The organism is Halioglobus sp. Uisw_031, from assembly GCF_047729875.1.
Taxonomy (GTDB): Bacteria; Pseudomonadota; Gammaproteobacteria; order Pseudomonadales; family Halieaceae; genus Marimicrobium.
This window is the reverse complement of sequence record NZ_CP159826.1, coordinates 1721819-1746947: the sequence shown is the minus strand read 5'-3', so window position 1 is coordinate 1746947 and position 25129 is coordinate 1721819. Positions and strand designations below refer to the sequence as shown.

Sequence of the window (25129 nt, the reverse complement as noted above, 5' to 3'; positions counted from 1 at the left end):
TAAAACTCCTAGTGCTTGTTGCCGGGCTTCAATTGCTCCAGCACATTAAACGGGTTGGGCTTGTCTTCTACAACATCCTCTTTTATCAGGGGATCGAAGAAAGACACAGTCTTCCTTTTACATGTTCCTGTCTCGTGATAATTGAACGGCTTCATGGCCAATATCAACTCATCCTCGACCAGCTCCCAGAGGTTACAGGAATCCTCCTTCAGTATTAGTGGGTCTAGGTATCGGGGAAGACTCACAGCCTCTTCATCGGTCCAGACAACGGCCAGTTTACTTTCACTGGACAGGTGCTCTGGCATGGGCTCAAGACAACGCTGACACACTGCCAGGATATCTGCTTCTATCGCCACATCAATCACGTACCTACTTTCCTCATCCCGAGAAAAGGCCATTTTCACCGCAACAGTCCCTTCGTCACCTGCTAAAAGTGGTCGAAAACGCTCTAAATCTAGCGGCTCTAATACACCGCCCATCACTGCGCCTCGGACCGCGGCCTTGCGGACATCCAGCATGGTCAGAAGGGACTCGGTCGACATAGGCGCGCATGATAGGTGTGCATTGCCCCTTTGTCAAAAATATCTTTAGAATACAAACAGTTCTCCCCACTCCACCTTATTCTGGCATGGCATATGAATATTATTCTGGCATCAACATCACCCTATCGCCGTCGTTTGCTTGAACGCCTGCAATTGCCCTTTCGCTGCGTTTCGCCTGAAACCGACGAAACTCCATTACCTGACGAGGCACCCGCGGCTCTGGCTGTGCGTTTGGCGCGAGCAAAAGCCGAGTCTATCGCCAGGCTCGAACCCGGTGCGCTGATTATTGGTAGCGATCAGGTCGCCTCGATAGAGGGCAGCATCATGGGCAAGCCAGGTAACTTCAATAGCGCTTCAGCCCAACTGCGCAACAGCTCCGGCCGGGAAGTAGTGTTTTATACGGCAATTGCGTTAATTGCACCAAACCGCGATCAGGAGCGGTTTCACGTAGAACGATTTTGTGTACGCTTTCGAGCTCTCAGCGACAGCCAGATCGCCAACTACCTCCATCGAGAGCAGCCCTATGACTGCGCGGGTAGCTTCAAGGTTGAAGGCCTGGGTATTGCGCTCTTCGAGAGCTTGATAGGCGATGACCCGACGAGCCTGGAGGGGTTACCTCTGATCAAGCTGACCGCGTTATTAGGCGAGCTCGGCGTAGACATTTTACATGCCTAGAATATTTTTACCCAATAAAACACTATTTAACAGTTACTTACGGGTATTTTCTAATATTATTTCTAGAGAAGAGTCCAAAGGAGCCTGTAGGTTCATCTCAACTTTATCAGGCAGAGTAAAACGCAAAGAGGCAGCATGCAGAAACAACCGCTTGAGGCGGATTTGTCGGGCAAAACTCTCAGTACGGTCATCGCTGTACTTATCATCACCCAGTAAAGGAAATCCAGCATGCTGAGCGTGAACCCGGATCTGGTGTGTACGCCCAGTAATTGGGCGGGCCTCCAATAACGTAGCGCCCTCTAGCCGCTCCACAACACGGAATTCTGTTATCGCCCTCTTGCCTCCTCCACTGACCCGCACCATGCGCTCGCCCGATTGTAAGAAGTTTTTCTCCAGTGGGGCGTCTACAACGCGCATCGCTCTCGGCCATTTCCCTGCAACTAGCGCGAGATACCGCTTATCAATGTGCTTTTCTCGTAATTGTCGATGTAATTCTCTCAAAATAGCTGCCCGCTTTGCGATCAAGATTAGCCCAGATGTGTCGCGGTCCAATCTGTGCACCAATTCTAGATAACGTGCTTCGGGGCGCATTTTGCGCAAACACTCTATCAGCCCAAAACTGAGGCCGCTACCGCCATGAACAGCCAGTCCAGACGGCTTATCTATCACTAATAGGTCATCATCCTCGTACACAATTTGTCTCGAAAGCTGATCAACCTGCCTCAGTGGAATACTGGGCGGAGCGGAAGCTGCCGGCTGGTGAAGGGGGGGGAGCCGCACCAAATCACCAATGACAAGTCGATAATCCGCACGCACCCTGCCCTTGTTTACCCGCACTTCGCCTTTACGCAAGGCGCGGTACAAGCGGGTTCGAGGGACGCCCTTTAACTCTCGTATCAGAAAATTATCCAAGCGTTGCCCTGCCGTATTTTCATCTACGGTGAGATGGCGCGTATGCCGAGCAGGGGTAATGTCTGGGCTGTCAGACATAAGTGGTACAAGCCATGTCATTTTTTTCCATATACTGCTATCATCCGCGTTGTGGTTGCTCCCGCTCTCGGCTTCAAGCCGGTGCCGGCACAATCCTCTGGCGATTGATTGAGCCTGCGCGTGAGACGCACGGCGCCGCCAGACGAACCACACAAACCAAATGGATGTCGACTTTATGGCAGAGTGCGAGAGCGATACAAGCCACGCACACGAATAAGTCAAGCCGACAATATTATGAACCGAGCAGTGCGTACTGCCGGGGCACAGATTTAGTTACCAAAGAACTATCAGCGTCATTGTGGGCCATGTAGGTGCTGCGACACTAGCAAAAAGGCCGAGGCAGCACCACAAAACTTTACTGCCTGACGCTGAAACGACCACAAGAAACTGCGTGGTTGGCGTTAACAAGATACCTGGGTGGAACCAGCAACTAACTTAGGGTTGCATCCGGTAAACGGCTAGAAATCGAATGGTTTTTGGCCCATCGCTACTGTTAACCGGCACTATGCCGGCTTTGTATCTGATCTCCCGTCCCGCCAGGCCTGCTGCACAGTAAGGCAACGGCAATATGAAAAAAATATTAATTAATGCAACTCAACCTGAAGAGTTGCGCGTCGCAATGGTCGACGGGCAACGCCTGTACGATCTCGATATTGAAAATCGCACCCGCGTGCAAAAAAAGGCCAGTATCTTCAAGGGCAAAATTACCCGCGTCGAACCTAGCTTGGAAGCTGCATTCGTAGACTTTGGCGCTGAACGTCACGGCTTTTTACCACTCAAGGAGATCGCAAGGGAGTACTTCTTCCGTAACCCGGGCAGTGACGGACGCCTTAAAATTAAGGAAATTGTCAAAGAAGGAACAGAAGTCATTGTCCAGGTCGACAAGGAAGAACGTGGCAACAAGGGGGCGGCTCTCACCACATTTGCCAGCTTGGCCGGTCGATACATGGTACTTATGCCCAACAATCCTCGGGCCGGAGGCATCTCCCGCCGCATTGAGGGCGAAGAGCGCACTGAGTTGAAAGCTGCTCTCAACACTCTCGAAATTCCAAGCGGGATGGGAGTGATCATCCGCACGGCGGGGGTCGGTCGGACGGCAGAAGAGCTCCAGTGGGACCTTAATTATCTTTTACAACTTTGGGAATCCATCTCAAAAGCAGCAGCGGTGGCCAAGCCCAAGGAACTCTTGTTCCAGGAAAGCAATGTGATCATCCGAGCAGTGCGTGATTATCTGCGCGATGATGTTGGACAGGTACTGATTGATTCTCCTGAAGCGTTTAAGCAGGCCACCGACTTTGTTAGCCAGGTCATGCCCAAGTACTTACCTCGCATTCAACTGTACGAAGACAACATCCCAATGTTTAACCGTTTTCAGATTGAGAGCCAGATCGAAACGGCTTTTCAGCGCGAAGTGCGACTGCCCTCTGGTGGTTCGATCGTTATAGACCCGACCGAAGCGCTAATTTCTATCGATATCAACTCCGCACGCGCAACTCGCGGATCAGATATAGAAGAAACAGCCCTGAACACAAATCTTGAAGCTGCAGACGAAGTCGCCAGACAATTACGTCTGCGAGATATGGGCGGGCTGGTCGTCATTGATTTTATAGACATGCTGGCTCCGCGCAACCAACGTGCGGTCGAAAATCGCGTGCGTGACGCTCTTGAAATTGACCGAGCTCGAGTTCAGGTCGGTAGAATATCTCGCTTTGGCCTGCTGGAGATGTCTCGTCAGCGCCTGCGACCGTCGTTAGGCGAAACCAGTGCCATCGTCTGCCCACGCTGTAGCGGCCAGGGCAGTATTCGCGACACAAAGTCGCTGGCATTATCAATCCTGCGGTTACTTGAAGAGGAAGCCATCAAAGACCGTAGCGCGGAAGTACGCGCCATTGTGCCCGTCGATGTTGCCGCCTATCTCTTGAATGAGAAACGATCAGCGCTGACGGAAATTGAGCAGGACACAAAGTCACGCGTCTTGGTTATTCCCAATCCGAACCTAGAGACCCCCCATTTTGAAGTCACTCGCCTACGCACCGATGAGATGGGCGCCGAACACGAAGTCAGTTATAAAGTCGATATTGCTGTTCCGGATGCTGGCACCATTAGCGAGATCCACTCACCGGCGATTCCTGCGCAACAGCAAGCCGCTGTGCAAGGTGTTCCTCGCCGAGGTCCAGCACCAACAGCCGAGAATAAATCTTCTGCCAAAACGGCATCAGGCAAACCGACTCAGAGCCGACCAAAAAGCGGCAGTGCTGACAAACCGGCTCAGGGCATTATTTCACGTTTGTGGTCCACGCTTGTCGGCAGCAACACTGCCGAACAAGCCAGTGTAGGCCAAAAACCACCTCAGAGTGAACGCCCTGCAAGACAACGTCAGCAGCCGGCATCTGGCGAACAGCGGAGCTCAAACAACCGCAATAGAAATCGTCGGCGAAACACCCAGAGCGGCCAGCAATCGCAAACTCAGGACCGCAGCGCAGCATCCGAAGGTAGGGATCCTCGCAATGACGATAAGCAGGGGCAACAAAAGCGCGCTCGCAATAGTGATCAATCTCAAAGTCGTAATGAAGGCAACCGACGTACTAATCGCGATAGCCCGGCCGAAAAACCGGATACCCGTGTAGTTGCGGAGGCTCAAAATGCGGCGGATTCGTCTTCCGAGCACGATAAACCGCGCAAGCGCCCCAGCAACGTAAAGCGCGGAGAGCCACAGCGCCGTCGTCGTAATCGAGGCCCCAAACCAACATCGGAAGGCACGGCCACAGTCGAGGCTACGGAGACGGATCCCACTACCGCTGTTGTTCCCGGTTTTCCTGAACCAGAGCTGACTGTGACTGCAGAACCTGAAGTTGCTGAAGATGCAAATACAGCCGCGTCAGAGCAGGCTAGCTCAGCAAGCCCTGATCCGATTAGCACCGACATTACCAGTGCATCCGCGGCCTTAAGTACTGCGAGTTCGGACGATGGCTGGGAAAGTGTGCCAACCGATGCCGATACCGATGCCGATGCAAAAAGTACCGCTGAAGTTGCAGTAGCACCTACAGCAGCACCTGTAGAAATATCTGTAGAAACACCTGTAGCAACACCTGTAGCGTCAGTTGCAACGCCGGCCCCTGTGGTCGAGCCAGTCGCGACTCCTAGCGTGACATCCACAGATGGCGTTAGTGCTGATGGCAGGGCATGCAACGATCCAAGGAGCGATGCCCGTCCGGTGAACGATCTGGAAATCAGCACGTCTCATATGACCCTTTTCAGTGACAACATCAGTCCGCCTGCCGAGCCCAGTGACCGGATCGCTCGGCGCTCCAGCAATGATCCGCGTGGTCCACGCTCCGAGGATCCTATGACGCACACGGCAGCTAAGTCCTGAACGATTTCAGCGCAACAAGGACACAGGTGGCTTGCGCCCCTTGTGTCCCATTTTCATCAATGTATAATCCCGTTCGCTTCTTACGAAGGCATTGAATCGTAGAGAAGAAAATTTCCGGTGGGCTGGCTGAGTGGTCGAAAGCGGCGGTCTTGAAAACCGTTGAGGGTTTATCCCCTCCTAAGGTTCGAATCCTTAGCCCACCGCCAAATATGCCTATATAAATCAATGATCTACGACTGATTTTATAATCTACCCCCGAACCTACCCTCGAAACAAAATTGATACTCCAACAGATTTCAACGAAGTGTGTGGCTGACGCCACACGGTGCTGTTCATGCCAATACGAGACGAGTGAGGAACGATGACCCCAGGCCAGAAAGACTTTTTATTTTTGCCTCTTGGCGGATGCGGCGAAATCGGGATGAACTTAAACTTGTTTGGCCATGCCGGTCAGTGGTTGATGGTGGACTGCGGAATCACTTTCGAAAAGGATGATGCAAAGCCAGGTGGTGGCAATCGAGTCGAAATGCCCGACCCAATATTTATTAGCAACCGCAGTGACGCCCTTGTTGGAATGATCGCGACGCATGCTCACGAAGATCACATAGGGGCAATCGCTCATCTATGGCCACAATTAAAATGTCCTATTTACACAACGCCGTTTACGCGGAATGTATTGCTTCGAAAGCTTCAGCAAAAGGGCATTGATGCACCTATTGTGACCGTTCAGGAGGGCGAGACAATTACTCTTGGGGGTTTTAAGGTTACTTGGCTTCCCATTACCCATTCGACGGTAGAAACTAATGCGCTGCTTATAGAGACCTCCGCTGGGCGGGTGCTGCACACAGCAGATTGGAAAATTGATTCCGCGCCTATTGTCGGCCGAGCGTTTGAACCGGATATTTATCGACGTCTAGGCCATGATCGTATCGACGCTATAGTGTGTGACTCGACCAACGCCAATCAAGCAGGCCATTCCACTTCTGAGTCAGAATTGTTTCCAGGACTGTTAGCAGCCGTTAAAGGCTCCACGGGGCGGGTCGTGGTTGGTTGTTTTTCTAGCAATGTTGCACGCCTGCAAACCCTTGGCCATGTGGCGGAAGTGTCAGGGCGCTATATAGGGGTGATTGGCCGATCAATAGAGGCCATGGTGATGAATGCCAGAATGGCGGGTTACTTAAAAGACCATTTCAACGTAGTCGATTCTTTCAACCTAGGCTACCTGCTGCCTAATGAAGTATTGGCTGTGGCGACGGGGAGCCAAGGAGAATCGCGAGCTGCTTTGCAGCGACTGGCAATGGATACTCATCCGGACATTACCTTAGCAGCAGGGGATCACGTGATCTTTAGTGCTAAAACTATTCCTGGCAACGAGATCGCTGTGGGCCGATTGGTGGCTGCCCTTGAGAGCAAAGGTGTTGAGGTGACGCTTTCAGAGACCAGTTCGCGGCCTATTCATGCATCGGGGCACCCTTGCCAGGAAGAATTACAGCAGATGTATCATTGGGTAAAGCCTAGGATTGCGATACCTGTTCATGGCGAGGCTATGCATATGCAATGCAATGCGGACATAGCAAGGTCATGTGGCGTACCAGTACAGTTGACCGGGATCAATGGTGATGTGTTTGACATCGTTGCTGGCGAAAAACTGAAAGCGCGCGTGCCAGTTGGCCGGCTCTGGTTAGATGATTCAAAGCGAGAAGCGCTTTTAGCAAAGGTTGAGTAGCCGCAGGAAAGTAATGCCGCTGTTAGTCACTGAAAAGACTCTGCGCCATCCGCTAGGGGCGCAGTATGCCCCCTAGCCCAGATGCTTACCTTTAGTATCCCCAGACAATAAAAAACCCGCACTAGGCGGGCTTGAGACGGCTCAGGCTTTACGGAGCCTCCTGACAGCCACTAGCGTTAGCAGTCCTGCCATCATGCCCAGTAGCCAGATAGGGCTGGTGGGGACGGGTGTTGCTGTAGGAGCTGCTGCTGCTTCCGCGGTGACATATCGTGCGTAAGTCGTCTTCGGCACAGCAAAAGCAGCCGACCCTGCGCTGATAGCCGTTTATCACAATAGGCAGCTCATTTGACCCGTAAATTAGTGTCTCCCCAATACGCGGTCATATGGGTAATCAAGCCCTCATCGTCGAACTCCATCACATCGAGAGTTTCTACTTTCATATCTATCCCTTTGGGGCTTGCTATCATCGCCGCAGCCCCCCACTTCTCGCGGGCGCGGACACTGCCTTCAAGAACCATGTGATCAACGCTATCGATGGAGGCTTGATAAAAGACTCGAAGCGCATCTTTACCGCGATGGGCGTCACTGCCAACCGGGTCTTCAACCACTGCATCATCAGAAAAAAGAACGAGGACCTTCTCAACATCATCGCTGCTCATGGCATCAACATAGGCCTGCATGACACTGGCGATAAGCTGGTCGTTTAATGCAGTCATTAATCTATCCTCATTTTTTATAAACGTATAACCCGACCTTTAGCCGAGCCAATTAAGCGTCACGTCTATTTCTGTACGGCGAATTAACGGCCACCAAAGATTAAAGCGTCTTATATTTTCTTCTGTCTATGATTTTCAGAGTACCCCCACTCGCGTGGCAGGGTCTCTGTTGTCAGACTCGGTTTCAGGGCCAATACTCTAGACCCTAACCGATTATTGAGATATGCCGCATCAGACGGTAAGGCAAATCTTCCCAAAGTGCTGCTGTGATTCTTGTAGCCGGAACGCCTCAGCCAAATCCTCAAGAGCAAAACTGCGGTCGATGACAGGCAGAATTCCCGTGGCATTGATCGCTCTGACCATATCTTCTTGGTTGGCACGCGAGCCGACGGTGATGCCGCTAATCACGGCATTTTTCTGAAACAACTCGGCCGTAGGCACGTCGCCCTGAACACCCGTTAGCACGCCGATCATGGAAATATGCCCGCCCATTGCCACCGCGCGCACAGACTGCGGCAGCGTACCCGAGCCGCCAACCTCGACGATAACGTCTGCACCCTTACCGCCGGTGATCTCCAACACCTTGTCACCCCACTTCTCAACCTCACGATAGTTGATGAATTGGTCTGCCCCAAGCTCGCCTAGTCTCTCTAGTTTAGCCTGCGATGAAGACGTCGCAATAACGTGGCAGCCTGCAGCCTTGGCAAACTGCAAAGCGAACACAGATACGCCACCGCTACCCTGCACCAGCACGGTATCGCCAGGCTTTACCCTTGCCTCGACCATCAGTGCACGCCACGCGGTCGCCGCAGCACACGGTAAAGTGGCTGCCTGCTCGAAGCTATAGCCGTCCGGCATCCGAGTGAACGCCGAAGAGGACATCGTAACGACCTCAGACGCGAATCCATCGATCATGTCGCCGGGAACATCACTCATTTTAACGAGATTATCGGCCCGACCATCAGCCCAATGCGGAAAGAAGCAGCTCATCACTCGATCACCAGGCTGGAACTCCGTCACCCCAGCACCCACCGCTTCTACGATTCCGGCACCGTCCGACATGGGAATGCGTCCGTCATCAACTGGCAGCAGGCCAATGGCAACGACATAGTCATGAAAATTCAATGAGCTCGCATGATTGCGGATACGGATCTCGCCCGCTGTTGGCTCAATAACGTCTACATTCGCTATTTCCAGCTTGTCGAGACCACCTGGTTTTTTCAATTTAATTGCGCGCACAACTATCTCCTTACTTACGGTGAATACACATTAATACCCTACTGCATCCGACGTTATCCGAACACCATGTTCAGCTGAGTTTAAAGCCAATGGTTGGAGAGCTTACGCGATTTTTACAGCGGTTGCTCGCCCAAATGATTTTCAATTTCTGTGCTGCACCTGCATATCCTTTTCACTTGCTCTCCTTTAATATGCCACCAACGGTGAGAAGTTCACAACAAAAAAGCGGATGGAGGCCAATATGACCGCCGACTTAATTTTTGCGGCTGCAAATGTAGTAGGTGAAAGTCTAATTTGGGATGATGACAGAAAACGCTTACTGTGGGTTGATATTATCGGGAAATTCATTCATGCCCTTGACCCAAAAACCTTTGATCATCAGCGCTGGGAGACGGACGATTTTGCTACATCATTGGGACTCAGGAGGGATGGCGGCGCGGTTGTGGCCTTCACGAAAAAGATATGTCTATGGAACTATGATAACCAATTCTATCCACTTGCTACTGTCGAACCAGAACTATCGGAAAATCGCTTGAATGAAGGTGTTATTGGTCCAGATGGTGCGTTTTGGGTTGGTACGATGCAAAACAACTTCGCCGCCGACGGTAACCCGGTGGAGATCACCAAAAACACAGGCCGGTTATACCGCTGCAAAGCCGATGGCAGCGTTAACTCGATCAGCGAAGACCTCTTTGGAATCACGAATACTCTAATTTGGACAAATACTGGGCACTTAATTACCGCCGACACACTTAAGAACGAGCTCTATCGTTATGATATCGATCCGGCAACCACGCAACTTACCGACCGGCGCAAAATCGTCTCAGGGTTTGAACGCGGGTTACCCGATGGTTCTGCTATGGACGCAGACGGATACATTTGGAATTGCCGAGTTGCGGGTGGCGGATGCATCATGCGTATTGATCCTGAAGGCAAAGTAGACCAGGTCATTGAACTCCCCTGCAGTTGTCCGACAAGTTGTACGTTTGGCGGAGAAGACCTGAGCACGCTTTATATTACTTCGGCGCGCTTCACGATTGACCACGAATACCTAAGAGCTAATCCCCAAGAAGGTGGTCTGTTCGCAATTAAGCCAGGTGTTTCGGGCTTGCTTGAGCACCGCTTTGGCTAGCTGCAACATGCCTTCGCTGTGCCAGACGCTACGAAGCAATCTGTGAGTACTAAGTTATGACAAACGGACACGAAAAGTCGGCTGGGACAGTAAGGCTAGTGATTGGTCTGGCCTTTGCGCTGGGACTGGTCAACTATCTCGACAGGGTGGTGATTTCCTATGCGATCGGGCCGATCCAAAGAGACTTCGGGATCGACAATGCTGACTTCGGTCTCGCTATGAGTTTTTTTGCCGCCGGAGCGCTCGCGGTCAACGGCATCTCTGGGGTGTTGCTAGATCGCTACGGTGCGCGACGCATCTGGACCTTAGGCCTTATCCTTTGGTCCATGACGATGTTCCTGATGGGATGGGTTCACTACTGGTGGCTATTTCTTGCCTTTCGTGTCGTTTTAGGTATCGGCGAGGGTGTCAACTTTCCCGCAATGAACCGAGCGATAGCCGATTGGGTGCCGCGGGGGGAAACGACCCGGGCCACTTCTTTCGCCCTACTAGGTGTTCCCGTCGCCCTCCTCATCGGTGGCCCGCTCTTCAGTTTGCTTATTGAACGCTTCGGCTGGCGAGAAACTTTTATGGCGCTCGGTATAGCGGGTTTCGCGCTAATGGTTACGTGGCTTCTTCTCTACCGAGAACCTCCAAAAACTCAGACCCCCGCCGCGCCCACGCTGGCAGAATATGCCGCCGTCCTGCGAAACCCAACCCTTCTTGCCACTGCCTGGTCCTTCTTTGGCTTCGGAGCGATCCTGTTCTTTGGCGTCACATGGATTCCGGGTTATTTCGAACACGAGTTTGATTTGAAGCTGACAGCCATCGGTTGGTTTACCACCATGCCCTGGGCATTTTCAATCGTCGGAATGGTGCTCATCGGCACCCTCTCCGACCGCTTATTTAGTGCCAGCGGCGATATCCGCCGAGCCCGTATCCACCCAACATGGATCCTGCAACTTCTCGCCGCGGCATCCTTTATTCCGCTGGCATCGGTCACCTCCAGCGATTGGGCTGTCTTTTGGCTGACCCTGGGGATCGGCTTCTCAATGTCAGCAAACGGCCTCTACTACTCAATCTGCACCGACCTGTTTTCGAAATCAGCAGGTGCGGCAACCGGGATTATTGTGACCTTCTTCTCTGCCTCTGGAGTTCTGACTCCGTTCCTGATCGGATGGCTCACGGATGCTACCGCGTCATTCGATATCGCTTTCCTCATGCTGTCCGGGACCGTCGGGTCCGGGGCGCTGGGGCTTCTGCTTTTTGCGCGACCCAAAAGCGCCAACGCTGCCGCCCCCAATATCCGCAGACCCTAAACAGAGGAGCATCAACTCATTAGCAATAGACGCTGCTCACTAATTCCAGGATGAGTGCTTGTCTACCCAGCGTATAGACAACCAATACCATAACGTGATGACGAACATCATTCCGCTCCAGTTAACGACGTCCATCCAGTTCCAGTCATCCAGTAGGTAAGGCATGGGCAGAAATACAAGTCCAAAGACAAGCGTGCACCTGACGAGAAAGAGCGCTGCTTTTCTGGTTTCCAGATTGAGTAGGCCCAGAAATACCCACAGGGGCATATTGTCTTTTCTGTCCATAGTCACCAGTTCCTTGTTTCACCAAAACGTCTGACGTCACGTTGTTTAGCGGTGTTAAAACGGCATCTTGAACCCACATTAGCGTCATTTATGCCCCGATTCTTGCCTGCGAAGGGCTTTGTTGTGGGGACCTGCGACGAGTAGCAGGCTAAAAAATGACGAGGGCACAGGTTTCAGGGCGAGAGTGCGCGTCCTTGCGCCACCCGGGGCAGATGAGAATCGTTGCGAATTTGGACCTATTTCACTTGGATTTTAGCCCTGTCGCCCTTATTATCTATGTAAGGAAACATCGCACCGTCCGTGCGCAACATTTGGGAGTACGTTATGCAAGACAAGGGATTATACAACGCCGGTTCATTGGGAATTGAATCCGCCCTGAGTACAAACAAGGTGCTCAAAAATACTTATATGCTGTTGGGTATGACCCTACTGTTCAGCGCCGCTACGGCAGGTATTTCGATGGCAATGGGACTCCCTCAGGGCGCCGCGCTCATCCTTATGCTGGTCGGTTTTGGACTGCTTTTCGTGGTAAACCGAACTGCTGATACCAGCAAAGGCATCGTTGCCATTTTTGCCTTTACCGGTGTAATGGGGGCGTCTATTGGCCCAATGCTCAACTACTACCTTGCTATGCCCGGAGGTCCCGCACTGGTGATGCAGGCGCTGGGTAGCACCGCCGTGGTGTTTTTTGGTTTGTCGGCTTACGCTCTCACCACCCGCAAGGATTTCTCCTATATGGGTGGATTTCTTATGGTTGGCCTGCTTGTTGCTGTAGTGGCGATGATTGCCAATATTTTCCTGAACATTCCGGCACTGTCTTTGACTATCTCTGCAGCAGTCGTCCTAATTATGTCCGGGCTCATACTGTTTGATACCAGCCGTATCATCAACGGCGGCGAAACGAACTATATCCGGGCGACAGTGTCTCTGTATCTGGATATTTACAACCTGTTTATCCATCTACTGCACCTGCTGACAGCGTTCGGCGGTGACGACTAGTCGCAAACGTCCTATAAACAAACCCCGGTACATGCCGGGGTTTTTTGTTTGTAGAGGGTGCAGAACGTGATTTATTCGTTATTGGTATTGTCATCGCCCTTTTCCGGTCATTGTTCGCGCAGTGCGGCGGAGTTCGCACACTGTGTCATAGCGCGGGGACACACTATTCATCGCATCTTTTTCCTTGACGCAGGTACCCTCGCGAGCGCCGCGAGTAGTGTGTCCGCACAGGACGAGGATACCTCGCTGAAAGGCTGGAGCGAGCTAGCTGACCAACATGGTGTAGATCTGGCGATCTGTATTACCTCTGCGCTGAAGCACGGCATGCTGGACCAGGTGGAGGCAGATCGCCATGAGCGCCGCTGCGCCACCATCAACCCACTATTCACCGTATCGGGCTTGGGCCAGCTTGTTGATGCCTGTGCAAGCTCTGATCGCTTGATCACCTTTGGAGGCTGAACGTGACCGCGGCCCCTAAAAAAACAGTATTGATAGTGCTACGGCACAGTCCCTATGGCTCCGGCCTAGCGAAAGCCGCACTGGATGCCGCACTTGCGAGTGCCGCATTTGATCAGACAGTCGATCTGCTTTTTATCGGGGATGGCGTCCTGCAATTACAGCCAGATCAAGACAGCACCTCATTAGGGATGAAGAATATGGGCCGCCAGCTCGCTTCCCTGCCCCTTTATGACATCGACCATGTGTATGTCGATGCGCAAGCCGCCGCACGCTACAACATGGATCTTTCAAAGGCTCCCCTGCACACTCGCCAACTGGACGATCATGAAATACGCCAACTCATGGTCGGCTACGACCACCTCCTCGGATTTTGACCATGATTCTACATACGCTGAATGCGTCACCTTCGAGCATCGCATTTATGGACTGTGTGAACATTATTGCAAAAGACGATGCTCTGGTCTTAATGGGTGACGGAGTCTATGCCGCTCTCGCGGATACTGATGCGAGCAAAGCACTTCAGGACACGGATGCAAGGCTATATGTTATGGCTGCCGATGCCCTCGCTGCGGGAGTGACGAATCTTGCGGCAGCCGTTAGCCGCATCGATATGGATGGACTGGTGGCGCTCACTGAAACATTTCCACGACAACAGGCCTGGTATTAACGCTTATGCTCTGCGCCAATGCTTTCGATAAAGAAGGCTTTCTTTGTGATCTAAACGACTGGAACCCTGATGTGGCGGCGCAGATTGCTGCGTCTGAAAACCTTCAACTTAACTCTGCTCACTGGGAGGTCATTAGCCTGCTTAGAGATTATTATCGTGAGTACGACAGTTCCCCTGCCATGCGGGCACTGGTAAAATATTGCGCGTTAAATCTTGGGGCGGACAAGGGGAAAAGTATATACCTCATGTCCTTGTTCCCCGGATCGCCGGCCAAGCTTGGCAGTAAAATATCGGGCTTACCCAAACCCGACAACTGTCTGTGAATGTACCCTGTGAGTAACCGCAACAGTTCTTCGTCTGCCGCAGAACATGCTTTCGCCCCTTTCATTCGAACTCTGGGTAAAGGCAAGACCGGCACCCGCTCGCTGAATCAGGGTGAAGCACAACAGGCATTTGGAATGATCCTGCGCGGCGAAGTTGAGCCATTACAAATTGGTGCGTTTTTAATGCTGCTGCGAGTAAAAGAGGAAAGCCCCGACGAGCTCGCCGGTTTCGTTCAAGCCTGCCGCGCGCACATGAAAATACCACCCCAGACGTTAAAAGCTGACTTAGACTGGTCCAGCTACGCGGGGAAAAAACACCAGCATCCCTGGTTTATCCTGTCGCTGCTATTGCTGGCGCAAGCCGGACATCGCGTGTTCATTCACGGATCGGCGGGGCACACTCCCGGTAGGCTCTATACCGAAGACGCTATGCGACAACTGGGACTGCCTATTGCATCAAACTGGACAGAAGTCGGGCAACAACTCGACGCCAGCAATCTGTCCTATTTATCGTTGGAGCATTTCTGTTGCCCACTAGAGGAGCTCATGCAATTACGATCGTTGCTGGGACTGCGTTCTCCGGTCAACACCCTGAGCCGCATGATTAATCCACTGAACGCCCGCGCCAGCGTGCAGAGTATTTTCCACCCGGCTTATGCTCGATTGCACCAGGAAGCAGACCGCCTTCTCGAACAGCCACGCTCTATGGTTTTCAAGGGTGACAGTGGGGAGATAGAGGTCAAACCACAGGCCGACACACGACTATACCTGTTACATAATCAACAGGTACAAGAGATGTTGTTGCCCCGGTCGATTGCGAAACGCATCGAGTCTGTCGTGACGCCAGATGTTGAGTCTATCAAGGCACTATGGCGCGACAGTGTGCATAACCAATACGGTTTAAACGCAACCCTTGCCACCACGGCCGCGGCTCTAGTCGTGCTCTGCCCTGACATTAACCTAGAGGCGGCTCAATTACAGGCAACCGAACTTTGGCAAAATCGTGATACCGCGGGGCTGCCCTGATGCCGTTGTCACGGGTCCAGCCGCAAGACTATTGTGCTCTGCTACAGAAGAAAGTGGAGACTGTGTGTGAACTCATGGCGCCTTTTTCACCGCCTGAGCCTCAGGTGTATTCTTCACCCCCTGTAGGGTTTCGGCTTCGTGCTGAATTTAGGATGTGGCACGACGATGACAGCATCAATTACGTTATGTTTAGACGAGAAGACCCTAGAACACCGGTGGTCGTCACGGACTTTGTCATCGCGGACGCCCGCATCCAATATTTAATGCCCCTCCTTCGAGAAAAGCTGATCGCCAACCACACTCTACGCCACAAACTCTTTCAAGTTGAGTTTCTAGTCTCGCTATCTGGAGATGTACTGTTAACCCTGATCTACCATCGAAAGTTGGACCAGACGTGGGAAAGCGCGGCGCGACAATTGGCACGTGACTTGCAATCTGACAGTGACCCCGTCTCTGTTATCGGACGCAGTCGCAAACAAAAACTGGTGATTGGCGAAGACTTCATTCGGGAGGTTTTGCCCATACTGGGAACTGATTACTGTTATCGACAGTATGAGCAGTCATTCAGCCAACCCAACGGTCATGTCAATATTCGGATGATCGAATGGGCCTGCCAACAGGCCGCGGCTATGCAGGGGGATTTGCTAGAGCTCTATTGTGGTAATGGAAATTTTACCCTGCCGCTATCGCGCTATTTTGACCATATTATCGCCACAGAATTATCCAAAGTCTCCATCCGAGCTGCGCGGGCTAATCTAGAGGAAAATAGCATCCAAAATGTGCATCTCGTTCGCCTCTCCGCCGCGGAGGTCACTCAGGCAATGAACAATGAACGCCCTTTCCGCAGGCTGAGTGAAATGCCAAAACCGTTGAGCGAATTCGACCTGAGCACGCTATTCATCGACCCTCCACGGGCAGGACTGGATGAGCAAACCGTCAGCATGGCCGGACGCTTTGACACCATTTTCTACATTTCTTGCAACCCCCACACCCTGGTGCAAAACCTGCAATCTCTGTGCACCAGCCACCACATCAAACAGTTTGCGTTGTTTGACCAGTTTCCCTATACAGATCACATGGAGTGCGGCGTATTACTGCAAAAAAACTAACCGCGCGGGCAAGCGCCTAACAACGAACGCCGAAACCCAAAAGTCCACGACCGAGCACCTCATCCAGCCTATCGCCATCGGCAGCGTTGATTTCTAAGGAATGCAGATTGAGCTCACGGTATATCTCACGCTTACGAAATTTCCCGGACATCTCACCTGGCGTTAATTCCTCTTCCCAACAATCTATGTAAACGCTCCCCACCGGCACATAAAAATCAGCGTAGACCAGTTCCTCTATTGGCAAAGCACGACGGTAGGCATGTGCCAACTGGGCCAAATACAGCCAGTTACACACTCTCGTCTGCAGCGTCGATCGCAGGCTATGCCCGTCAACACCACGGCAAGCCTCTGGAGCCGTAGTTGAACCCGCAAAAAGATCAGGCGCGGCATCACTCAATAACCGTGTGCTAGGCATTTGCCCTGATTGCAGGCTGAGCTCACGGTGGACGATAGGATTATCGACAATTTCATGCGGCCATGTGGCGTAGAATGCACCACTGCTACTGCTCTCCTCCTGCAATCCACCCAGAGACTTTCCCAGACGCGTCAATTCCCAGCCCAGCATGCTGTGCTGCTGCAAACCCAGTTCAGCAAGAGCCCGATTAATTTGCCTTGCATGAAGGTGCGGGTAGTAGCTGCACATAGAAGCCGCGGTAATGCGTTGATTGGATTCTATCGCTTGCAGCAGTGGATGCTGTTCCAACTGCTCGGGCCATACGATATAAGAGCCGTAGCGCCGACTCGAATGGTAGGTACCACCCTCGAACTCCCCCTTCGGGGTTAGCACCCAGCTATCGCTGGAACGCTGTATCCAACCGTAGTCCTTCAATACCGCAAACAGTTGTTGCACAGGGAGATCCAGCTTTCTGGCAAGCGCTGTTGTGGAAAGCTTATCTTCCTCCATTGCCATACCTAGGCCAGTGGAACCAATTCCTGATAGCGAGACGCCAGTGCACGATAAACTTGGTCAGAAAAATCGACAGCGTTTTGGTCCAATGGCGCTACCAGTTCAACCAGGTGCTCATTGTCTTCTTTCCCCGCCCAGTTTTTAACATAACTGCCGTCTTTATAGCCGTTGTCCTGCCGAAAAAAATTAAGCACATTCTTGCCAACATACGCGCTATAAAGGCTGTCGAAATCTAGACCGGCAGACAGCATCAACTCCCAAAACCGTGAGGGAGAAAACCCTTTTGTCTGAAGGGAGTGCAGCGCCAGTTCTTCTGTTGCCTGTTGCACACCAAGATCAGCCGCTTCAAAGGAAGCCCACTCCGCTTCAATTTCGTCGGCGATTTGTTCAATGTCTTTATCGCCTTGAAATAGCGCAGACATCCCAAAATGCCAGATGTCGATCACTTCCAGACGAACCTGCTCGAGGTCTGTTTCCTGCTTTTTCCACCATTTATAGCCAAAATGTTCAATAAGTTCACCACACTCAATCCATATTGCCCTGTACCACTGGAAATCCTGCACGATCCACTGCTCATGGACACGCGAATTCATCTTGTCCTGCAGGGTCAACATATTGATCAGTGCCTGTCTCAAGCTTCCACCTCTAATGGCTAGTGTGCTGTCATTCGAGGCGGAGGATAGCAGCGAATCAGCACAAAAAATAGCCATTGCTGGCACAGTCTGTGGCGTTGCCCACTACCCACATCGCATAGCTGCTGTGCCTTACAGGCCGCTGATCGCCTTGGGGGTGTCTGTTGTGGCCAACACAGCCTAACGCTAGAGCCCCACACTTAGATCGCCAGGACTCCATGAATACTGTCATGTCTGGCCTCTGTCACCTTGTACAGTCGGCATGAAGCGCTCGAGAGATATATCTAAATCAGCATATCAAGGTATAACAAAAAACAATTATATTTTATAAATGATATGCGGATAATGCATAACATATAACGACGTTATGGATCTTCCAAAGAGAAGACCATCAAGGAGATAATATATGTTGCGCAGACCCCGCCGAGCTTCACGCCTGATCCTTTCATCACTATGTAGCTACATGCTGATAGCGGTTAGCCAGGCATACGCAGCTGATTATTACGTCGATAACGTCAATGGCCGTGATGCGAGCAATGGCGGAGCGACACAGCCTTGGCGCAGTCTCACTCGGTCTGTAGAGCGCTTAGTCGCTCAAGATACACTGACCCTAGTTGATAACGGCCCATCACGCCCGTATCGAGAAGTGATTAAACCAAAGGCATCAGGCGTGAACGGTCAAGTTATCACTATTTCTGGCGCCGGCCCAGACGCAAGGCCATTTGTCATTGGCAGTATAGACTGGTCCGATCGAAGTGCCGGGGGGGCAATGGACTGGACCACAACAGACAATGAAATCTTCACCCTTACAGATGTACCGACGCTATCCGCTCTCTGGGCTTCCCACAAAATGGGGTGGTACTTTGGGGGCGTGAAATCACTTTCCCAAAGAGCTAACGCCGAGAGCGACATTATCAGGCCCGGCATGTGGCAGTATTCTAGTGCCGACCAGACATTAAGCTATAGGCTCAAGGCTGGCGAGGCGATCGAAAGCTTACATATAGAGGCCGTTGTCAGCCCAACTCTAGTGAACATCTCGACAAGGCATTACATCAATGTCGCAGACATCCAATTTATGTTTTCAGCCGGAACTGCTGTCGGCATCCTAAAAGCATCTACAAATATTTCTCTTAACAACGTCGATGTTAAACACGCTGGCAAAAATGCCATCGTTGCTGAGGGTGGTGAAAACATCACTATCGAAAACTGCGTCATCGATGATGCGGTAAACAACGGCATCGTTTTTAAAGGTAGCGCCGAAAACAAATTGCGTAATTCGGTAATCAGAGGATGTACAGTATCGAGAGTGCATAACAACGACTGCATAACGTTGCACAAAAATAGCGGCCTTGATGATATCGGGTCGGGTCACCTTCTAGAAAATAACGTGGCGTCTCAGTGTGGAGAGCAAGGCATTGATGTCACCTCTGGCAGTGATATTACTTTATTGAGCAACACGACTTACGGTAATGGGGATTCTGGGATCGTATTGGGACATGGCGTCACCAATATTGTAGTGGCGAATCACCTTAGCGTAGATGATGGCCGGTATGCAGGCATATTGGTTAGCGATGCTCAGGATGTTTCAATCGCCAACAGCTGCATACTTGATAGCATAAAACATCAAGTCGTTTTTAGCGACGCGCAGGACGTCAATTTTGAAGGTAATATTGTGTACCAGGGTCAAGATCGCCGTGGCTCGCTAATCGATATAGCGCATAATTCGTCATCGATCGATTTTACAAACAACCACATTCTGTCTGAATCTGACCATGACCCGCTTCTACTCAGATACCTTCAAGACAGCAATCCTGTTGCCACTGATGTGTACTTTTATTCTAACGCTTGGAGTACGCCTGTTCAGAACGCCAGATCAATTTATACCACTGAACGAGACCGGCATACGTTCCAAGAGTACAACCAACACTATGGACGCAACTCGAGCGACAATTCCAGTGCTGACGGCGTATTTGCGAGCCTAGACCAGACAATGAACACCAACAAATGTAATTTGGATCTGATCCCTGAACAGCACAAGCGCTGGGAGCCTAGCGCCACCTTGCTGGAGCGTGAGATCGTACCGGTGAAGAGCGCCGTTATACCACTACCCCCTGGATGCTAGGACGCATGCAGTACGGGGATGGAGACATGATGTTGGGACCGGACACACCGGAGAAGGCTCTTCTTCTTAATGTTCAGTTACTGTGATTCGAAGCGCACGATAGCGGCGAATTACCCCGAAACAAACCCCTCTAACTACCCCCGGGGTTGAAATTCCATGAGCGCAGTCACACGGTTTTAACCGTCTCTGTGATGGAAATAGGACTCACAGGCATCACTCTAAATCTGATGTCATAGTCCTAGAGGGCACCTATAGCGGGCCTCACTCTTTGTGACCCGCCGCCGCGCCAGGAGGGCGGATTTAAACGCTACGCTTATTCCGTATATGGATAAACAAAGTGGTAGTTAGGAACGGTAGAGTTGATGGGCGACTGTGATATTACGTTAAGCACGGCACGAGATTCCCCCTTGTTGTCATAGCAAAAACCCGTAGATGCGCCACAGGCCGCGTACCATAATTTTCCCGGGGCCTTATTTTTGAAGTGTATTCGAACGGCAAGGTTTGGATGTTTCTTCGCCCCAATACCAGTAAAAGTGCCGTTAAAGAATTTCACAGACGGCTCGGTCCAACTATACTTAATGGAACTGTCCAAAGCAGAACCGTTATTATAGAGCTTCGAATCTGCAGAAGGTTCCTCATAAATATCCCAGTTCACTAATTTTATGTTTTTGATCGTCACCGACTTGACATAGTCATCTGAGCGGCAAAAACTAGGAACGCTGTTCTTCAACTTGTATTCGGTCTTATCTGAACCAGTATAGGATGCAAGAACACCAATAGCCGCAGGCCTCTGCACCGCGTTGATCTCGCCCAACTCATTGACCTGCAGGTTCGCAACTGTGGCATTTTCGAGATTGGCTTTGGAGCGGTCACAGTTTTCGCAAAGCGGCTTTATTGGGCAAAGACGCGTCACAACGAGGCCGTTGTAAGGGTCATAACCCGTTGTGTGTGTGATACGGTGCACGTATACGCCATTGACGACTGCGCCGCTTATGCTTCCACGGTTGTAGCCATAGGAGCCCAGGTCCACAACGCCTCCCACGTCACCCTGCAATACCGTCACGTCAGAGATCTTGATCCCGTTGACCGCCACCTTAATACTGTCATCGTTAACATGCAGGTACAGCGACTTCACCGTCGAATTTTGACCCATGATCTCGGGGCCATCCGCCGCGTCTATCCAGTTGCCGACCACCTTTAGATCAGACACGTTCACTTTGAAGTTGTTGCTGTCCAATCCAATGTTTGTATCAGTTAACGAGGACGCCGCAGGCGCATAGGGCGTATTTAACTGTACCGCTCCACGACCCCTTTTGGGCCCGAATCCCACGGTTATCCCTTCTACGTCAATCGCATAACCAGGGGCATAATCAGAAGAAAGCACCAGAAGTCCAGAATAAACGCGATACTGGGCCTGAAGTCTTTCGGGGTTCTTAATATTAGCCGCCTTAGGATAAACCGGCAGTGCTGTCGACGGTTGTTGCGTAGTTTGCGTATAACCACTGATGCGACCGGTGCCGCTCACATTAATTTGGTGATTTGCAAGCAGCGTCAGTTCCTCACCCCCTGAAACCTTACAATTGTCGTTAGGTGCGTCACTCGAGTTATTCGCCTCCTTAGCCCACTTTCCACATGCAGTGATATTTGCAGCGCCCTTGTCTATATCGTATCTGACGAATAATGTGTTCAACGGCATATTTTCCAGATCGGCGCCCGCATCAATACGGATATTCTGTGGAATCTTAGTGTTGTTGTTTAGCCTAACCCAATCGACGAGCGAGCCCTTATAGATCAGGTAGTCGTCGACAAGCTCCCATGTTGGAGGCTTGAAGCATGATGGCGAATTACTCGCCGTTGAATCCTTCGTAAAGTGACAGTCTGTTGAGACTTTCGACGATGGCGCAGACACCCAAATAGCCAAAGCCCGTGTCCCGTCTGAGACCGAGTCTGGGGCGATTTTTTGATTATTGCACTGCCCGCCGTTTGGAACTTTCCAGGGTATCACCGTCATTTGAAGAGGCAGGCTTTGTTTCCAACTTTGGGGGACTGAAAACGGAGTGTTCATTTTGGCGTAATAGTACGTTTTCTTCCAGTAGAAACCTGCGCAATTGAACCCCCTATTTTTTTTGTCTCTAATAGTAATCTCTGGCGCGTCGCTCTTGAATTCGGCAGCACTGACAGTGAACTGTGAGGTTTGAAGATAATCAAAGCTTGTAGTGCCGCTACTATTATCTCGGACCCAACTCCAGTCTTCTGCGTTACTTTTCCTAACGTACGTATACTCCCAGGGCAAAATCTTCTGACCGTTTTTTGTGAGCGTTACCGTAAAATCGCACTCATTGCTCGGGCTCGGGTTGTTCTCGCACAGGGGCGACGAGGCTCCACCATCTCCACCATCTCCACCATCTCCACCATCTCCACCATCTCCACCATCTCCTCCATCTCCTCCACCAGGACTGAAGTTATCATTCGAATCCGAACTACCGTTTGAGCAGGCACTTAAACCAAGCACCATCGATAGCATCAGTACACCGAACAAGCTGGACCACGTGCGGTCTTGTGCATTACGTGAAGAAAACATGATCACTCCTTGAGCATAAATAGCGGCTAATCGCTGCATAATTAATAATATTAATGTAGTTGACCTTATAAAGGCAACGAGAGCAACCAAAAGTTCCGCAGTCGATGAACTCAATCATCGCGCCTGTCGGACTAACCGGCACTAATCAGCACTAACCGACCTTAATCTGGCGTTTTGTCTTGGGTCGCGCTGCTGTCGTAACGCTCAGGCTACTGATTGTTCGTAGCGCTGAATAATATCAGACAGCTGCGCCTCAAGCGGCTGCAGTTCGGCCTCAAAGTTTCGCCACTGATCGAGGCCGTCGCGATACAATGGCTGGCGCACCTGCTCTGAACTGGCCGTGCGCACGGAGCGTTCGGTATCGTGAAATTCAAGTGTCTGTGCTTCAAAGGGCAGGCCGCAGTAGTCGAGCAGCCGGCGCACCTGCCCCTCCAGGTCGCCCACAACTTGCTCGTAATTGACCTGCAGAATGTCACCGGGCAACACGGTCTGCCAATGGTCCATCAGCGTCACATAATCGCGGTAATAACTGCCCACGTCATCAAGGTCATAACTAAACTCTTGCCCCTCAGCAAATAGCTGCTTGTAGCCACTAAAGCAGCAGGCCATGGGATGCCGACGTGCGTCGATGATTTTTGCATTGGGCAGGATTAACTTGATCAGGCCTATGTGCCGAAAATTGTTCGGCATCTTATCGATAAAATAAGGCGCGTCTTGGCGGTGAATAGCGGTTTCTGCCAGATACTTTTCACCCAGCTCACGCAGTTCCAATGCCGACATATCTGCAATGATTGCCGGGTATTCAGCGCTCCCCTCCCCCTGACCACGTCGTCGTAGCGACTGGGCGATAGACAAAATATTGGGCAGCTCAAGCGTGCCATCGACCAAACTGTGCGACGCTAAAATTTGTTCCAGCAGTGTTGACCCTGCACGTGGTAAACCGACGATAAAAATAGGGTCGCAGGCAGGGTCGCCGCTATCTGCGCGAGACGTGAATACGTCTTTGCTGAAAAATGTTGCCTGCGCTTGCAGCTCAACACCCATCTTCTGTGCGTCGTATCCGCTTTGGGCACGCTTTAAGTCGTTGCCCCGCTGGTAATAGTTAAACGCGGTTGAGTATTCACCCAGATCTTCATGCGCTTTGCCCAACGCAAACATCAGGTAGACCTGCGACATCGGGTTGGCAGATAGACCGCCCTCCTGCTGCTGCATGCGATTCACTTCAGCCGCTGTAAAGCGATAGGTCTTCAAGTTGGCCAGCGAGTAATAGGCCTCACCGTGATCAGGATGGCCAGCCAGGGCCATACGGTAAGATTCGACCGCTTCTTGCTGTTGGCCTGATGTTTTGAGTGCATGGCCACGCGACGTCAATGTAATGGCGTCACCGGGCAAACGCGCCAACACCCTATCAAAGTAGTCTAGCGCACCGGTGTAATCCCCCGTTTGCATTAGCTCAATGGCGTACAGTGATTGGAACTGGGGATTGTCTTGAGCACTGTCGAGCAGCAACTTGGCTTGCCCTAGAGCATTGGCAAACTTTTGACGCTTGCGTAATACCTGAACGTAGTCAATGCGAACCTGCTGATTGTCGGGCTCGAATAAGACGGCGCTTTCAAGCAAGAACTCGGCATCATCCATCGCCCCCAGCCGGATACCAATATCAGCCAGCAAACGCATTGCTTCAACGTGGCGTGGGACTTTTTGCAAAAACTGGCGGCAGAGTGTCTCTGCTTTGAGGAGTTTACGCTGGGATAGCAAGTCCGTCACGGCTATGAGCGGTTTGGGCAATGCCTGCAAACGCTGCAGCTGGTGTCGCGCCTGATTTGCCTGTGCATCATCGCCCACTTGCACGGCCATTTCGAGTTGGCCACGCCAGCTGGCATCAAGCGCGGGATTAATCTGGCAGGCACGCTGATAACTGAGCAGTGCCACGCCTGGCATTTCCTGAGCTCGCAGCAGATGACCGCGCTCCTGATGACCTCGGCCGTGTTCAGGCGCCAGCAGCAGCAAGCGATCAAGGTAAGACTGCGCCTCCTGCCATTGTCGCAGGTAGCGGTGACACACTGCCGTCATGTAGAGCACGTCGGGTTGGTCGGCGTCCTCTTCCAGCAAGGATTTAAGCTGCTCCAGCGCAACAGCGAATTGCTCGCTCGCGACGAGTCGCTGGATAGATTGCAGCTGCTCAGCGTTTTCGTTAGCGGTCACCCGGCACCTCGATTACGATTATTTACGCGCTCTATTGTACTGAAGTAACGGGCTCGGGGCTAACCGACTGGCGTAATTCCAAGCCAAAAAAAACGCCCCATAGGGGCGTTTTTAACATCTTCG

22 protein-coding genes and 1 tRNA gene are annotated in these 25129 nt (G+C 51.7%); 14 read left to right on the top strand and 9 right to left on the bottom strand.

Annotated elements, in window-relative coordinates; genetic code table 11:
• Positions 1 to 8: 8 nt before the first annotated feature.
• Positions 9 to 542, bottom strand: a complete 534-nt coding sequence (locus ABXT62_RS07970) for a YceD family protein (RefSeq protein ID WP_415358066.1) — start codon at positions 540 to 542, stop codon at positions 9 to 11.
• A 93-nt stretch (positions 543 to 635) separates the two neighbouring features.
• Here ABXT62_RS07970 and ABXT62_RS07965 point away from each other — a divergent pair, with 93 nt between their 5' ends.
• Positions 636 to 1217: a Maf family protein gene (locus ABXT62_RS07965; protein ID WP_415358065.1), complete on the top strand. Its 582-nt coding sequence runs from the start codon at positions 636 to 638 to the stop codon at positions 1215 to 1217.
• Between the two features lie 33 nt (positions 1218 to 1250).
• Here ABXT62_RS07965 and rluC read toward each other — a convergent pair whose 3' ends face one another.
• The gene (gene rluC / locus ABXT62_RS07960; RefSeq protein WP_415358180.1) at positions 1251 to 2207 is read right to left on the bottom strand and encodes a 23S rRNA pseudouridine(955/2504/2580) synthase RluC; all 957 of its coding nucleotides are present in this window, start codon (positions 2205 to 2207) and stop codon (positions 1251 to 1253) included.
• Positions 2208 to 2775: 568 nt separating this feature from the next.
• Here rluC and rne point away from each other — a divergent pair.
• From rne to ABXT62_RS07945, 3 genes are all read left to right on the top strand, one after another.
• On the top strand, positions 2776 to 5580 hold the full coding sequence (gene rne / locus ABXT62_RS07955) for a ribonuclease E (protein ID WP_415358064.1): 2805 nt from the start codon (positions 2776 to 2778) through the stop codon (positions 5578 to 5580).
• Between the two features lie 116 nt (positions 5581 to 5696).
• Positions 5697 to 5786 (top strand) — tRNA-Ser (locus ABXT62_RS07950).
• A gap of 215 nt (positions 5787 to 6001) precedes the next feature.
• Positions 6002 to 7306 carry a ribonuclease J gene (locus tag ABXT62_RS07945; protein WP_415358063.1) on the top strand — a complete coding sequence of 435 codons (1305 nt, stop codon included), beginning with the start codon at positions 6002 to 6004 and terminating at the stop codon, positions 7304 to 7306.
• Positions 7307 to 7647: 341 nt separating this feature from the next.
• Here ABXT62_RS07945 and ABXT62_RS07940 read toward each other — a convergent pair whose 3' ends face one another.
• Entirely contained in the window at positions 7648 to 8022 is a 375-nt protein-coding gene (locus ABXT62_RS07940; RefSeq protein ID WP_415358062.1) for a nuclear transport factor 2 family protein, read from the bottom strand.
• Positions 8023 to 8253: 231 nt separating this feature from the next.
• Positions 8254 to 9261: a zinc-dependent alcohol dehydrogenase family protein gene (locus ABXT62_RS07935; protein ID WP_415358061.1), complete on the bottom strand. Its 1008-nt coding sequence runs from the start codon at positions 9259 to 9261 to the stop codon at positions 8254 to 8256.
• A gap of 241 nt (positions 9262 to 9502) precedes the next feature.
• On the opposite strand from ABXT62_RS07935, the gene ABXT62_RS07930 reads away from it, so the two are divergent.
• Both ABXT62_RS07930 and ABXT62_RS07925 read left to right on the top strand, forming a co-directional pair.
• Entirely contained in the window at positions 9503 to 10393 is an 891-nt protein-coding gene (locus tag ABXT62_RS07930; protein ID WP_415358060.1) for an SMP-30/gluconolactonase/LRE family protein, read from the top strand.
• Positions 10394 to 10449: 56 nt separating this feature from the next.
• A complete protein-coding gene (locus ABXT62_RS07925) occupies positions 10450 to 11691 on the top strand; it encodes an MFS transporter (protein WP_415358059.1) in 1242 nt (413 codons plus the stop codon).
• 39 nt (positions 11692 to 11730) lie between these two features.
• On the opposite strand, the gene ABXT62_RS07920 is transcribed toward ABXT62_RS07925, so the two are convergent.
• Positions 11731 to 11976, bottom strand: coding sequence for a hypothetical protein (locus ABXT62_RS07920; protein ID WP_415358058.1), 246 nt, complete (start codon positions 11974 to 11976; stop codon positions 11731 to 11733).
• 324 nt (positions 11977 to 12300) lie between these two features.
• On the opposite strand from ABXT62_RS07920, the gene ABXT62_RS07915 reads away from it, so the two are divergent.
• From ABXT62_RS07915 to trmA, 7 genes are all read left to right on the top strand, one after another.
• Complete coding sequence (locus ABXT62_RS07915; protein WP_415358057.1) at positions 12301 to 12975, top strand: Bax inhibitor-1/YccA family protein; 675 nt, start codon at positions 12301 to 12303, stop codon at positions 12973 to 12975.
• Positions 12976 to 13041: 66 nt separating this feature from the next.
• Positions 13042 to 13434 carry a sulfurtransferase complex subunit TusD gene (tusD, locus tag ABXT62_RS07910; protein WP_415358056.1) on the top strand — a complete coding sequence of 131 codons (393 nt, stop codon included), beginning with the start codon at positions 13042 to 13044 and terminating at the stop codon, positions 13432 to 13434.
• A gap of 2 nt (positions 13435 to 13436) precedes the next feature.
• The gene (tusC, locus tag ABXT62_RS07905; protein WP_415358055.1) at positions 13437 to 13808 is read left to right on the top strand and encodes a sulfurtransferase complex subunit TusC; all 372 of its coding nucleotides are present in this window, start codon (positions 13437 to 13439) and stop codon (positions 13806 to 13808) included.
• A gap of 2 nt (positions 13809 to 13810) precedes the next feature.
• Positions 13811 to 14101: a sulfurtransferase complex subunit TusB gene (gene tusB / locus ABXT62_RS07900; RefSeq protein ID WP_415358054.1), complete on the top strand. Its 291-nt coding sequence runs from the start codon at positions 13811 to 13813 to the stop codon at positions 14099 to 14101.
• 5 nt (positions 14102 to 14106) lie between these two features.
• Entirely contained in the window at positions 14107 to 14424 is a 318-nt protein-coding gene (locus ABXT62_RS07895) for a TusE/DsrC/DsvC family sulfur relay protein (protein WP_415358053.1), read from the top strand.
• Positions 14425 to 14433: 9 nt separating this feature from the next.
• Positions 14434 to 15450 carry a glycosyl transferase family protein gene (locus ABXT62_RS07890; protein WP_415358052.1) on the top strand — a complete coding sequence of 339 codons (1017 nt, stop codon included), beginning with the start codon at positions 14434 to 14436 and terminating at the stop codon, positions 15448 to 15450.
• Complete coding sequence (trmA, locus tag ABXT62_RS07885; protein WP_415358051.1) at positions 15450 to 16559, top strand: tRNA (uridine(54)-C5)-methyltransferase TrmA; 1110 nt, start codon at positions 15450 to 15452, stop codon at positions 16557 to 16559. The genes ABXT62_RS07890 and trmA overlap by 1 nt, the downstream gene beginning before the upstream one ends.
• Before the next feature lie 16 nt (positions 16560 to 16575).
• Here the strand turns inward: trmA and ABXT62_RS07880 are convergent, their stop codons facing one another.
• Together ABXT62_RS07880 and ABXT62_RS07875 are read right to left on the bottom strand one after the other, a co-directional pair.
• On the bottom strand, positions 16576 to 17463 hold the full coding sequence (locus tag ABXT62_RS07880; protein ID WP_415358050.1) for a hypothetical protein: 888 nt from the start codon (positions 17461 to 17463) through the stop codon (positions 16576 to 16578).
• 8 nt (positions 17464 to 17471) lie between these two features.
• The gene (locus ABXT62_RS07875; RefSeq protein ID WP_415358049.1) at positions 17472 to 18101 is read right to left on the bottom strand and encodes a dUTP diphosphatase; all 630 of its coding nucleotides are present in this window, start codon (positions 18099 to 18101) and stop codon (positions 17472 to 17474) included.
• Positions 18102 to 18504: 403 nt separating this feature from the next.
• Between ABXT62_RS07875 and ABXT62_RS07870 the strand changes: the two genes are divergently transcribed.
• On the top strand, positions 18505 to 20220 hold the full coding sequence (locus tag ABXT62_RS07870; protein WP_415358048.1) for a right-handed parallel beta-helix repeat-containing protein: 1716 nt from the start codon (positions 18505 to 18507) through the stop codon (positions 20218 to 20220).
• Between the two features lie 313 nt (positions 20221 to 20533).
• Here the strand turns inward: ABXT62_RS07870 and ABXT62_RS07865 are convergent, their stop codons facing one another.
• Both ABXT62_RS07865 and ABXT62_RS07860 read right to left on the bottom strand, forming a co-directional pair.
• Positions 20534 to 22801 carry a hypothetical protein gene (locus tag ABXT62_RS07865; RefSeq protein ID WP_415358047.1) on the bottom strand — a complete coding sequence of 756 codons (2268 nt, stop codon included), beginning with the start codon at positions 22799 to 22801 and terminating at the stop codon, positions 20534 to 20536.
• 204 nt (positions 22802 to 23005) lie between these two features.
• Positions 23006 to 25006, bottom strand: a complete 2001-nt coding sequence (locus ABXT62_RS07860; protein WP_415358046.1) for a sulfotransferase — start codon at positions 25004 to 25006, stop codon at positions 23006 to 23008.
• Positions 25007 to 25129 lie beyond the last annotated feature (123 nt).